The 12074-nt window shown below is 67.9% G+C and carries 13 protein-coding genes, 1 tRNA gene and 1 other RNA gene; 3 read left to right on the forward strand and 12 right to left on the reverse strand.

Features of this window, described 5'->3' with window-relative positions:
- Positions 1-6: 6 nt before the first annotated feature.
- The 8 genes from HNP51_RS01705 to HNP51_RS01740 all read right to left on the reverse strand — a co-directional run bounded on the left by HNP51_RS01705 (position 7) and on the right by HNP51_RS01740 (position 5645).
- Positions 7-546: a helix-turn-helix transcriptional regulator gene (locus HNP51_RS01705; RefSeq protein WP_184266358.1), complete on the reverse strand. Its 540-nt coding sequence runs from the start codon at positions 544-546 to the stop codon at positions 7-9.
- Between the two features lie 802 nt (positions 547-1348).
- Positions 1349-1423: transfer RNA gene (locus tag HNP51_RS01710), tRNA-Gly, on the reverse strand.
- 87 nt (positions 1424-1510) lie between these two features.
- Positions 1511-2455 (reverse strand): TraB/GumN family protein, encoded by a 945-nt coding sequence (locus tag HNP51_RS01715; protein WP_221415691.1) that lies wholly within the window; start codon positions 2453-2455, stop codon positions 1511-1513.
- A gap of 47 nt (positions 2456-2502) precedes the next feature.
- Positions 2503-2697 carry a helix-turn-helix transcriptional regulator gene (locus HNP51_RS01720; RefSeq protein WP_114818203.1) on the reverse strand — a complete coding sequence of 65 codons (195 nt, stop codon included), beginning with the start codon at positions 2695-2697 and terminating at the stop codon, positions 2503-2505.
- Positions 2698-2707: 10 nt separating this feature from the next.
- Positions 2708-3166, reverse strand: a complete 459-nt coding sequence (locus tag HNP51_RS01725; protein ID WP_184266361.1) for a hypothetical protein — start codon at positions 3164-3166, stop codon at positions 2708-2710.
- A gap of 66 nt (positions 3167-3232) precedes the next feature.
- Positions 3233-4453 carry a DNA recombination protein RmuC gene (locus HNP51_RS01730; RefSeq protein WP_184266364.1) on the reverse strand — a complete coding sequence of 407 codons (1221 nt, stop codon included), beginning with the start codon at positions 4451-4453 and terminating at the stop codon, positions 3233-3235.
- A gap of 245 nt (positions 4454-4698) precedes the next feature.
- Positions 4699-5316, reverse strand: coding sequence for a recombination mediator RecR (gene recR / locus HNP51_RS01735; RefSeq protein ID WP_184266367.1), 618 nt, complete (start codon positions 5314-5316; stop codon positions 4699-4701).
- Positions 5316-5645: a YbaB/EbfC family nucleoid-associated protein gene (locus tag HNP51_RS01740; RefSeq protein WP_184266370.1), complete on the reverse strand. Its 330-nt coding sequence runs from the start codon at positions 5643-5645 to the stop codon at positions 5316-5318. The genes recR and HNP51_RS01740 overlap by 1 nt, the downstream gene beginning before the upstream one ends.
- A 170-nt stretch (positions 5646-5815) precedes the next feature.
- Between HNP51_RS01740 and HNP51_RS01745 the strand changes: the two genes are divergently transcribed.
- Positions 5816-6430, forward strand: coding sequence for a malonic semialdehyde reductase (locus HNP51_RS01745; protein ID WP_184266372.1), 615 nt, complete (start codon positions 5816-5818; stop codon positions 6428-6430).
- Positions 6431-6535: 105 nt separating this feature from the next.
- On the opposite strand, the gene HNP51_RS01750 is transcribed toward HNP51_RS01745, so the two are convergent.
- The 3 genes from HNP51_RS01750 to ffs all read right to left on the reverse strand — a co-directional run bounded on the left by HNP51_RS01750 (position 6536) and on the right by ffs (position 9214).
- Entirely contained in the window at positions 6536-8398 is a 1863-nt protein-coding gene (locus HNP51_RS01750) for a DNA polymerase III subunit gamma/tau (RefSeq protein WP_184266374.1), read from the reverse strand.
- A 146-nt stretch (positions 8399-8544) separates the two neighbouring features.
- Positions 8545-8946: a DUF3597 domain-containing protein gene (locus HNP51_RS01755; protein ID WP_184266376.1), complete on the reverse strand. Its 402-nt coding sequence runs from the start codon at positions 8944-8946 to the stop codon at positions 8545-8547.
- 172 nt (positions 8947-9118) lie between these two features.
- Positions 9119-9214, reverse strand: an RNA gene (gene ffs / locus HNP51_RS01760) — signal recognition particle sRNA small type.
- A 73-nt stretch (positions 9215-9287) separates the two neighbouring features.
- Here ffs and nudC point away from each other — a divergent pair.
- The gene (gene nudC / locus HNP51_RS01765; protein WP_184266378.1) at positions 9288-10208 is read left to right on the forward strand and encodes an NAD(+) diphosphatase; all 921 of its coding nucleotides are present in this window, start codon (positions 9288-9290) and stop codon (positions 10206-10208) included.
- Positions 10209-10372: 164 nt separating this feature from the next.
- Here the strand turns inward: nudC and HNP51_RS01770 are convergent, their stop codons facing one another.
- Complete coding sequence (locus HNP51_RS01770; protein ID WP_184266380.1) at positions 10373-11095, reverse strand: 3-deoxy-manno-octulosonate cytidylyltransferase; 723 nt, start codon at positions 11093-11095, stop codon at positions 10373-10375.
- Positions 11096-11240: 145 nt separating this feature from the next.
- Between HNP51_RS01770 and HNP51_RS01775 the strand changes: the two genes are divergently transcribed.
- Positions 11241-11957 (forward strand): cytochrome c family protein, encoded by a 717-nt coding sequence (locus HNP51_RS01775; RefSeq protein ID WP_184266382.1) that lies wholly within the window; start codon positions 11241-11243, stop codon positions 11955-11957.
- The last annotated feature ends 117 nt before the right edge of the window (positions 11958-12074 follow it).

Raw genomic sequence — 12074 nt, forward strand, 5'->3', positions numbered from 1 at the left:
GGGTCCCTAGGGACCGACGAAGCTGAGCGCCTCGGCGAACAACTCGCCGCGGCTGCGCACCCCCAGCTTCTGATAGGCGTGCTTCAGATGGGTGCGCAGGGTCTCGATCGAGATGTCGAGCGCCTGGGCGATCCGGCCCGTCTCCGCGCCCGCCAGCAGCATCTCGATGATCCGTCCCTCGGACGGGGTCAGAAGATGGTTCTCGATCAGGGCCTGAAAGCGGATCTCGCTTCGGGCCCTCTGCAGGGTCAGGCCGATCAGGGCGTTCGGCGGCGCGCAGACCTCGCGCGCCCAGGCCACCCAGTGGCGCCCGCCTTCGCCCGGCACGACCGCGCAACCCGCCTCCTCGGGGCGGGCCGCAGCGACCAGACTGCTGATGATGGGCGAGCGCGGCGCCAGTCGTCCGTCGCAGATGTCGAAAGCCTCCCCGTCATCACGCAAGGCGCGCGCCGCCTCGTTCATCCACAGAACCTCCAGATCGCGCGTCACGATCAGGCGCGCGCGACGTTCGCCGTCGACCCAGTTGGCCAGAGCCCGCGCGCACACCGCCCCGGGATCCATCGCGTCGGTGGATGCCGGCCGGCGTCGATCACGCGACCGACGGTCGACCGAAAACCAGAAAGGCTCCTGGGGCGCGCTGGACGCGCGATCGACTTCAACAGAACCCTGGCTCACACCGAAACTCCAAGTTCTGGCCGCCCCCGTCCGACCGGTTGTTGCACCACCGCTTCACACAACGCCACAATCTCGACGAATTCCACCATACCTCAAAATATTCCTGACAACACCCCACAGATTGGTGATACCCAAGACCACATCTTGGCTTTAGGTTTACAGAAATTATCCCGCTCGTTTCTTTAATTATCTTCAAAGTCGTAGAGCAACAAAGAACAAGGCAAGCTTGAATCAACGAAGCTAAGTGAAATCCTTATTACTAATGAAAGGTTAATAGTAGCCACTGTCAATTAGAACGGCCTTCGCCCCGACCATGGGACAGCCCTACAGGCAGAGGCCCATTTCGCGGCGGCGACAGGAAGATTTCACTTTAGCCGGTCACAATTCGCGCGCTCAGCCCTGCCTGACGCGCCCTGAACCTTGCTGCGCCGATCGCCACCACCGCGTCTGCGGGATTGTCGCATCAACGGGCGGGCCGGGCGCCGGCGACTTGTCGCCGCCGCTCAAAAACAGGCGCTTCGGCGCGACGGCCTCACGCGGAATTGCACGCCCCCCAGCGTTCCGCACGACCGGAGTCGTCGCCGAAGCGCCAGGCCTGCGCACCGGCCCATGAGATGGCGGGAATGACAATCGGGAAACGCGGAATAAGCTGACCTGAAAATCAGCTAGGTGCTGGAGCGGCCGATGGGAATCGAACCCACGACATTCAGCTTGGGAAGCTGACGTTCTACCTCTGAACTACGGCCGCGCTGGGGGCGAACCATAGAGGGCGGGGCTGAAAAGAAAAGGCCCGGCGCGGGGCCGGGCCTTGGGAAAATCGGCTCGGGGCCGGGTCTCAGTTGCGGATGCGTTCAACCTTGACGCCTCGCTGCTCAAGCTTGGCCTGGACGCTGTCGTCTCCGGCCAGATGCCCGGCGCCGACCGAGATGAAGGCCGTGCCAGACCCGGCCAACAGGGTCTGGATCTGATCGGCCCAGTTCTCGTTCCGGCGGGTGAGCATGACCGCGTACATTTCGGGAGATTCCGCCTTCATCTCCTGGCCGATCAAGACATCCAGCCCATCAAGGTCGCCGGTCGCCCAGGCGCTGACCATGCGGCCGAGGAAGGCGTCGGCCTGGTCAAATTCCTTGAGGCCCGAACGCAGCATGGCCAACTGGGCGTCCTCGGACATGTCGGCGATGAAGCCGATCTGCTGGGGTGCGGTCTCGAAGCCCTTGATCGGCTTGCCGGTGGCGGCGGCGCGGGCGTGCAGGATCTGATCGCCGCCGTTGGCCGCGACGTAGCCGGCCTTCTGGATCGAGGCGAGCGCCAGTTGCAGGCTGGCCAGCCAGGGGCGCAGAGGGTCCAGTTGCGCCGCCGTCGCGCCGACGGTGCGGGCGGCGGCGTCGAGATCGGCCATCTCTTCGGCAGTCAGCAGACTGGACAGGGGGCGGTCGGGCGAGACGCCCTTGGCCTGGATCAGCGGCATGACGCCCGTCTGGTCGTTGAGGTCGGCGATCTCGAACCAGTACTCGTCGGCGCTGGCGAAGGCCTGGTCCACGCGGGCCGTGCCCCAGGGCGTCTCAGGCTTCAAAACATGGACCGTGCCGAACAGATAGATGGTGGAATCCGCGTCCTTCACCACCCACAGGCCGGGGCCTGAACCTTGCGGCGCTGCGGTGACGGCGACGGGCGCTGCAGGCGCCTGGGCCATGGCGGACGGCGCCAGCAGCAGGGCCGACAGGGCGGCGCCGACCGCCAAGGTCGATCGAAGGCCGGCGGTCAGTTGAGCGAAACGCATGGCGGACGTCCTTTCAAGGCAGGGGATCGAGCGAGCGGCCTCGGCCGCTACTCCTCGTCCGAGAAGATGGATTCGATCGGCATCTGGAACAGGCGCGCGATCTTGAAGGCCAGCGGCAGGGAGGGGTCGTAGCGACCGGTCTCCAGCGCATTGACGGTCTGGCGCGAGACGCCGAGCTCCGTGGCCAAGTGGGCCTGGCTCCAGTCGCGCTCGGCGCGCAGGACCTTGAGACGGTTGTTCATGCCGCGCCCCTCAACGTCGCCCCAGCCACCACCAGGCCCAGGCGACGCCATAGCCGATCAGCATCAGGGTCAGCATGGCGAAGGCGCCCGTGGCGGCGTAGGCGGCAGGGTCGGAACGTTCGGAATACCAGGCGGGAATATGGATCGCGGCGGCCTGCGGCAGCGACGCCATGATCACCAGAACCCCGCCCACGGCCATGCCGCCCGAACCGCCCCAGTACCAAGCCCACTTGTGCGCTTCCTGCGCCGCCTCGTCGATGGAGGACATCCACTTGAAGCCGACCCACAGGGAGATCAGCATGGTGACCGCGGCGAAGCCCCCGACCGCCCACAGGGCGCCCGCGCTGGATGTCACGTCCTGACCCTTGACCTCTAGATAGGCCAGGACGCCGCCCATGATGAAGGCGGCCAGCATGACCAATCCGCAGCCAATGACGGACTGGATGATGAGTTTACGTTTGCCGGCCACGACGCCCCCTTGATCTGACAAGGACGTTTTACACCGTCGGCCGCTGCCGTCAAGCGAGGCAGCGCCCTACTCCGCGACAGGCGCGTTCAGCAGTTCTGGACGGCTGAGGGTGCGCGGCGATTGCTCGACGGCGGGCAGTTCGGGCAGCTCCTTGCCCTCGTGGTCGACCTGCAGGTCCTCGAAGCGGCGGGCCGAGACCATGACCTGGCTCTCCAGCGAGCCGACGAACTGGTTGTACTTGCCGACGGCGGTTTCCAGCGCCCGGCCGACCGAGGCGGCGTGGCCGCCCATGACCGACAGGCGCTTGTAAAGCTCCTTGCCCAGCTTGGCGACGTCCTCGGCGTTCTTGGCCTGCTCCTCGGCGCGCCAGCCGTAGGCGACGGCCTTGCACAGGGCGAACAGGGTGGTCGGGGTGACGATGACGACGCGCGAGGCCATGGCCTGGGTCATCAGGTCCGGCTCGTGATCCAGGGCGGCGGACAGGAAGGCGTCGCCGGGCACGAACATGGCGACGAAGTCGGGACTGGGCTTGAACTGGTCCTGATAGGCCTTGGACGACAGCTGGCGCACGTGGGTCTTCATGCTGGCGGCGGTGCGGGCCGACATGGCCTTGCCTTGGGCTTCCTCGTCGCCGTCGGCCTCGTCGGCGAAGGCCAAGGAGACCTTGGCGTCGATGACGAACATGCCGCCGCCGGGCAGTTTGACGATAAAGTCGGGGCGCTGCTGACGGCCCTCGTCATTGGCCGAGGAGTTCTGCTCCTCGAAGTCGAAGCGCCCGGCCATGCCGGCGGCCTCCAGCACATTGCGGCAGGTCTGCTCGCCCCAGCGGCCGCGACGCCCGGTGTTGCCCTTCAGGGCCTCGGTCAGACGGCGCGCCTCGTCGCGGGTGGCGGTCGAGGCGGTCATCAGGGCGGCCAACTGCTCCTTCAGCCCGCCGGTGTCCTCGGCGCGGGTCTTCTCCAGGGCGGCGACGTGCTCCTGAAACTTGGCCAGGGTTTCGGAGACGGGCTTGAGCTGGGCCTCCATCCGTTCACGGGCGACGCGGTCCTGGGCCTGAAAGGTCTCGGTGGCGCGGGCCACCAGCTTGGTCGCCACGGCCTCCGCCGACTGCGAGGCCTGAGCCTTGAGGAACTCCGCCATGGAATCGCGGCTCTCCTCCATCAGCTCCAGCCGGGCGTCGGCGGCGTCGAGCGCGCCTTTCGTCTTCTGCCAGCCCATGAAGGCCCAGAAGAAGCCGGCGACAGCGGCCACAGCGACGACCAGCAGGATGAGTTCGAGCGTGTTCATGCTCCGTTCCTAGCCGGAGTCGGACCCCGTTAAAAGCGCCCTCTCCCAATGGGAGAGGGCTTGAGCGCACGAGAGCGTCAGCGATCGTTCTTGCGCGAAAGGGTGAGGGTTCAAGGGTGAAGTCGGTCGAAGGCCGCTGCGCGACGGCTTACGCCGACTGACAGAGACGGCCCTCACCCTTTCGCCTGGCGGATCGCCTTCGGCTCTCCGAGGCTCAAGCCCTCTCCCATCGGGAGAGGGAAATGTTAAGCGGGCCGCCTCGCCCGCAGGGCCTGGATGATGGTGCCGTCGTCCAGCCAGTCCAGTTCGCCGCCGACGGGGACGCCGCGCGCCAGAGAGGTGACCTCCACGCCCGCCGCTGACAGGCGTTCGGCCAGATAATGCGCCGTGGTCTGGCCGTCGACGGTGGCGGGCAGGGCCAGGACGACCTCGCGCGCTTCGCCGCCCCCCATCTCGCCTCCCCTGACGCGGCCAATCAGTTCGGCGATACGCAACTGTTCGGGACCGACGCCGTCCAGGGCCGACAGCAGGCCGCCCAGGACATGATACTTGCCGCGAAAAGCGCCGGAGCGCTCCATGGCCCAAAGGGCGCCGGCCTCCTCGACCACGCAGATCAGGGCGTTGTCGCGGCTGGTGTCGGAACAGATCGAGCAGGGATCGCGCGTGTCGGGCGCGGCGCAGATCGAGCAGTTGACGACCTTGGCCGCCGTCTCGGTCAACGAGGCGGCCAGCGGCACGAGAAGCTGCTCGCGCCGCTTCAACAGGGCCAGGGCCGCGCGCCGGGCCGAGCGCGGGCCCATGCCCGGCAGCTTGGCCAGCAGGCTGATGAGCCGTTCGATTTCCGGCCCGGCGGAAGCGGCCATCAGAAGAGTTTCGGCATTCCGGGAATGTTCATCCCGGCCATGGGGCCGGCGGCCTCGCGCATCAGGGCGCTGTTGACCTCGTCCAGCTTGCGCTTGGCGTCGGCGTGAGCGGCGACGATCAGGTCGGCTAGGATCTCGCCCTCGCCGGGCGTCATCAGGCTGTCGTCGATCTTCACGGCGGTGATCTCGCCGGGGCCTTTCAGGGCGATGGTGACAAGGCCGCCGCCAGAGGTGCCCTCGGCAGTGGTTTCGGCCATCTTGGCCTGGGCGTCCTGCAGCTTTTGCTGCATGGCCTGGGCCTGTTGCATCAGGGCGTTGAGGTCTTTCATCCCCTCTAGATAGGGCGATCCGCGGCTCGGCTCCAGCCCCCGCGACAGAAGGCCCCCAGAACGCCGGCCGACATCCGCAACAGTTTTTGTATGGATTGCCCTTGACCTGATCGACGGATGAGCCAAATAGCAACCATACAAGTTGCTAATCCTGTTCAGGAGGTTCTCCCATGGCTTTCGACGCCCTTCCCGCCCGCGACGTTCCGGTGTCCGACACCGTTCTGGCCCAGCTGTTCACCGAGGCGCGCACGCGCAACGGCTGGAGCGACCGGCCGGTGTCCGAAGACATCATCCGGAAGCTCTACGACCTGACCAAGTTCGGCCCGACGGCGGTGAACGCCACGCCGGCGCGCTTCGTCTTCGTCACCTCGCCTGAGGCCAAGGCCCGTCTGTCCGTCCACATGAGCGAGGGCAACCGCGCCAAGACCCTGGCTGCGCCGGTCAACCTGATCATCGGTCAGGACATCGATTTCCACGACACCCTGCCCAAGCTGTTCCCGCACGCGCCGGGCGCCCGCGACTGGTTCCTGGACGAGGCCGGTCGTCGGGAGGCCGCCTTCCGCAACGCCTCGCTGCAGGGCGGTTACCTGACCATCGCGGCCCGCGCCCTGGGTCTGGATGTGGGTCCGATGTCGGGCTTTGACGCGGCCGGCGTGAAGGCCGACTTCTTCCCGGACAGCAAGGTCGAGCCGAACTTCATCATGAACCTGGGCTACGGCACGGACGAGAACCTGTTCCCGCGCTCGCCCCGCCTCGACTTCGAGGAAGCCGCGCAGATTCTGTAAGCCAGTGATCGTCATCCCGGACGGCGCGCAGCGCCGATCCGGGACCGCCCAAGACGCCGCGTTTCCCGCGGTCCCGGACAGCCCTGCGGGCTTCCGGGCTGACGGCTAATCCTCTTCGCCGACCTCGTCGTCTTCCGGGATGGCGGGCATTTCCACCGCCGGCGCCAGGGTCTTGATGTCCTTGATCTCGGCGCCGGGGAAGGCCTGCATGATGGAGACGACGAAGGGGTCCGCCTCGACCGCCGCACGGCGGGCGGAGCGGGCCTTTTTCTCGACCTCGATCAGGGTCTCGCCGCCGCCCTGACCATTGGCGGCGATCAGCCAGGTGCGGCCGGTCCATTCCTTGAGCCGCGAGGCCAGACGCCGCGCCAGATCGACGGGCGAGCCCTGTGCGGGTTCATAGACGATGGCGCCCGGCTTGAACGACACCGGCCGGACGTAGCGTTCCACGTCCATCTGCAGCGTGATTTCACGCTTCTCGCCGATCAGGGCGACCACCGCCTCGAAGGTCTGCGGGTCGGGCAGGGCCGGCTGGGCCATGGGCCGCGCCGCCAGCATGGCCGAGGCGCCGCCGCCTCCGCCGCCGCCGCGCGGACCGCCCGCGCCGCCGCCGCCCGGCAGGGTCCCGCCCGACTGGATGGCCTTCAGCGCCTCTTCCGGGCCGGGCAGGTCAGCGGCGTAGGCCAGGCGGACGATGGCCATTTCCACGGCGTCGGCGGGGTTGGGCGCGCGCCGCACCTCGTCCAGGGCTTTCAACAGCATCTGCCAGGTCCGCGACAGGGTTCCGGCGGAGATGGCCGCCCCCAACGCCGTCAGTTTCTGCGCCTGATCATTGGGCAGGCGGGTGGCGTTGGGGCCCAGCATCTTGGCGACCGACGCCGCGTGGCAGTGCTCCAGCAGGTCGTTCGTCACCTGCACCGGATCGGCGCCATAGCCGTAGAGGGTGCGGAAGTTTTCCAGCGCCTCGGCCGTGCGCCCGGCCATGACGGATTCGAACAGGGCGATGGTCTGGGTGCGGTCGGCCAGACCCAGCATGTCGCGCACGGTCGCCGTCTGCACCGTCGCCCCGCTCTCGGCCTGAACCAGAGCCTGATCCAGCAAGGACAGGCCGTCGCGGACCGAACCCTCGGCGGCGCGGGAAATCAGCGCCAGCGCCTCCTGCTCGATCTTCATGCCTTCGCGGTCGGCGATGCGGCCCAGGTGGCCGACCAGGACCTCGGGCTCGACACGGCGCAGGTCGAAACGCTGGCAGCGCGACAGGATGGTCACCGGGACCTTGCGGATTTCGGTGGTGGCGAAGATGAATTTGGCGTGGGGCGGCGGCTCTTCCAGCGTCTTCAGCAGGGCGTTGAACGCCTGCGTCGACAGCATGTGAACCTCGTCGAGGACATAGACCTTGTAGCGGGCCTCGACCGGCGCGTAGCGGACGCTCTCCAGGATGTCGCGGATGTCGTTGACGCCGGTGTGGCTGGCGGCGTCCATCTCCATGACGTCCATGTGCTGGCCGGCCATGATGGAGGCGTCGTGGCGACCGTGCGCCGTCAGGCTCAGCGACGGCTTGTCGATGACGTCGGTTTCGTTGTTCAGGGCCCGGGCCAGCAGACGGGCAGTCGTCGTCTTGCCGACGCCCCGCACCCCGGTCAGCATGAAGGCGTGGGCGATACGGCCGGTGGCGAAGGCGTTGGTCAGCGTCCTGACCATGGCCTCCTGGCCGATCAGGTCCTCGAAGGTGCGCGGGCGGTATTTGCGCGCCAGAACCTTATAGGCGCCGTCGTCGGCGGGCTCGTCCGCGAAGGGCTCGGCCTTGGCCGGAGCGGGTGCGGGCGTTGGGGCGGATTCGGCGCCCGGGGTCGCTACAGGCTCGGGCGCAGCCGGGGGCGCGCCGAACATGTCGTCGGTGTTCTCGTCCCGCTCGGGAACGTCCTCCTCCCAGGGAGGGCCATCAAGACTCGGATCGACGTCGCTCATGATCCTGTCTTAGCGCGCGCAAGCCGCCAGCGCATCCTCCGCTTGGCCGATATGCACCGTCAATCGCGCAGCCGCGTCACGGCGCTGACGCCTGGGTCCCCGGGTCGCCCTGCGGGCGCCCGAGGATGACGGCAGAAGGGGTAGCCTTACAGATCGGTGGGCAGACGGCCGCCGTTGTCGCGGATCTTCTGAATCACCTGGGCGTGCAGCCAGATATTCATCGCGGCGCTGTCGGACTTGTCGCCGGTATAGCCCAGCTCGTCGGCCAGTTCCTTGCGCTCGGCCAGCGAGGATTCCAGCCCGACCAGCTTCATCAGGTCGACGATGGAGGTGCGCCAGTTCAGCTTTTGCGCCTTCTGGTCGTTCATGAAGTCGAGGATGCCGGCGACATCGACCTCAGGCGCGGGCTGGGGCGCGGTGGCGGCGGCGGCCGTGACCTGGGGCTGGACGGGGGCTGCGGTCGGCGCGGGCGCGACCGGCGCGGCGGGGGCCGGCTCTGCCTTCTTTTTCTTGAAGATGCCGCCGAGGATGGACCCGAGAACGCTCATTCGCCTGCTCCTGAAAGGTGAAGTCCTTTCAGCGGGCCAGAGCGATTCCGGTTCCGTGAAGCTTGCGAGACGTCGCCAAGAGCCCTGCTAAAAAACAGAGTCCAATTCGTCTGAATAGTCTGAAAATCGCGCTCAAGCGGCGAGCGACCGAGTCGCGAGCGTAGCGCAAAAAAGGAGGTAGAGACCGCGACCCGAAGGTGAATTCGTTGTGGCTGCTGCCTTCCGGCCCTGACCAGGTTGGCGAAGCCTTCGCCCGCGATCTCCGAGGAGGGATATGACGGTTGGCGACGCGGGAATCAAGACCCCTCCCCGCGTCGTCTTGTCGGGGGTATGAAGCGGCCATGTCCCATACCCACGTCTTCTCCGGCAATCCGCTCGACCGCTCGGGCGACCTTCGCAACGACATCGCCTGGCTGGGCGAGCAGGAAGCCAATCCCGAGGCCCTGGCCATGGTGCTGTGGGAGGGACGGCCCCTGGTCGAGGATCATGAGGGCGGACAGCGCCTGGTCTGGTTGGCGCTGGGCCATGCGCGCGATCTGGTCCCGGACCGCGATCTCTTCCTGGGCCTGTGGAAGGGGGCGCCGGTCTTCGCCATCGAGTTCGAGGGCTCCATCGACCCGACCAGCGGTCCCGCCGGCGGCCTGGGTCAGTTCATCGAGATGCGCGCGGCGGCGGCGGCCCTGCCGGAAGCCGATGTGGCCATCGCGGGCACGGCCAAGAGCCTGTTCGACTGGCGCCGTCGTCACGGCTTCTGCGCCGCCTGCGGCAAGGCCACGGATCAGGCCTCGGGCGGCTGGCGGCGGGTCTGTGCGGCCTGCGGGGTCGAGCATTTTCCGCGCGTCGATCCGGTCGTCATCATGCTGCCGGTCTATAAGGGCGGCGCCGAACCGCGCTGCCTGCTGGGGCGTCAGGCCGCCTGGCCCGAGGGTCGGATGTCGGCCCTGGCCGGCTTCATGGAGCCGGGCGAATCCATCGAGGAGGCCTGCGCCCGCGAGGTGATGGAGGAGGCGGGGCTGACGGTGTCGGGCGTGGCCTATCATTCGAGCCAGCCCTGGCCCTTCCCGGCCCAGCTCATGATCGGCCTGATCGCCGAGGTCACGGACGACAACGCCGCCCCGGATCAGACCGAGCTGGAGGCCGTGGCCTGGCTGACGCGAGCCGAGGCGCGGGCGGTGCTGGCCGGGACGCATGGGACGATCCATGCGCCGCCGCCGTTCGCGATCGCGCGGCGGTTGCTGGAGGCGTGGGCGGAGGGGGAGTAGGCGCCGCGCCTCTCCCTCCCCTTCATGGGGAGGGTGGCTGACGCGAAGCGGCAGACGGGTGGGGGCGCTTGAGCAAGTCAGACGCGGCGTTCCGTGTCGCCGCGCCCTCCCCACCCGGTCGCTGCGCGACCACCCTCCCCATGAAGGGGAGGGAGAAAGCAGGTTCAGGCCAGCCTTCTGGCCGCTTCCAGATCCGCCGGATTGTCCACCGACAGCGGGGCGTCCGCGATCACCGAGGCCCAGATTTGCAGGCCCATTTCCAGGGCGCGTAACTGCTCCAGCTTTTCGCGCTTTTCCAGCGGCGACGGGGGAGCGGCGCAGAAGCGCATCAGAGCTTCGCGGCGATAACCGTAGACGCCGACGTGGCGCCAGATCGGGCCGTCGCCGTAAAGCGTTGAGCGGGTGAAGTAGAGAGCCCGCCCGCTGGTCTGCCCTTCCGGCAAGGCCAGGACCGCCTTGACCACGTCGGGATTGGTGCGGTCAGAGATCTCGGCTTCAGCCGCGACCAGGGTGGCGATGTCGCAGGCCGATTCTCGCGCCAGCAGATCGGCGCAGGCCCGCGCCAGATCGGGCGAGGCGAAGGGCATGTCGCCCTGGATGTTGATGACCAGATCGTGGGCGGCGTCGGGATCGACTGCCTCGACCGCCGCCCGGATGCGGTCCGAGCCGCTGGGCAGGTCAGGATCGGTCAGCACGGCCAGCCCGCCCGCCGCCTCGACCGCCTCGACGATTTCGGGATCGCCCGCCGCCACGGCGACGCGAAACCCGGACAGGGCCGCCTGTTCCCAGGCGCGCACGATCATCGGCTTGCCGCCGATATCGGCCAGCGGCTTGCCCGGCAAACGGGTCGCCGCCATGCGAGCGGGTATCAATATCAGCGGATTCATCGACTTGACGCGTCCTGTGACGCCCGGAAACACCCGGGCCGGTTGCGAAGGTCGCGCTAGCGTGTAAGAGACGCCCACGCAAGAATATGCCTGACACCGCTTCCGTGGTGGGGGGGCTCATTAGATACGGGAAGCGACGACGCGCATGAGCGGCGATCTGAAGTGGAACAAGATTATGGGCGCGTGCCTGGGCACCGCCTTTGTGATCCTGGTGGTCCAGCAAGTGTCTGGCATGGTCTATCACACCAAGCAGCCTGAGAAGATGGGCTACTTCGTGGACGCGCCGGACGAAGCCGCAGGCGCCGAACCGGCCGCCCTGCCGATCGACTGGGGCACGGTTCTGCCGACCGCCGACCTGGCCGCCGGTGAAGCCGCCTTCGCGCGCTGCCAGGCCTGCCACACGGTCAACGCGGGCGGCGCCGACGGCATCGGCCCGAACCTGAACGGCGTCATGGGCGGTCCCGTGATGCACCGTGCGGGCTTCGCCTATTCGGACGCCATGGCCAAGCACAAGGCCGAGGCCCCGACCTGGGGCTATGACCAGATCGACGCCTTCCTGACCGCGCCGGGCCGCTACATCCCCGGCACCAAGATGTCCTTCGCCGGCATCCGCGACGAGAAGACCCGCATCAACCTGATCGCCTGGCTGCGCACGCAAGGCTCGGGCGGCTTCGCCATCCCGGCCTCTGACCCGGCGCGTCAACCGGGCGCTGCTGCGGCTCCGGCCGCTGACGGCGCGGCTCCGGCTGCTGAAGGCGCCGCCGCCACGGAGGCCGCTCCGGCCGCCGAGGGTGCGGCTCCGGCCACGACCCAGGCGACCCCGGCCGCCCCGCCGGCCGCGACCAGCGCCCCGACGGCGTAAGCTCAGACATTCGAGACGACGGGAAAGGCGGCCTTCGGGTCGCCTTTTCTGCGTTTTGTGGTCAGGTCCCCCTATCCGCTCATCCCCGCGGAGGCGGGGACCCAGTGAGAGCCACGG

It is taken from the genome of Brevundimonas bullata (assembly GCF_014207965.1).
In the GTDB taxonomy this organism is placed as follows: Bacteria; Pseudomonadota; Alphaproteobacteria; order Caulobacterales; family Caulobacteraceae; genus Brevundimonas; species Brevundimonas bullata_A.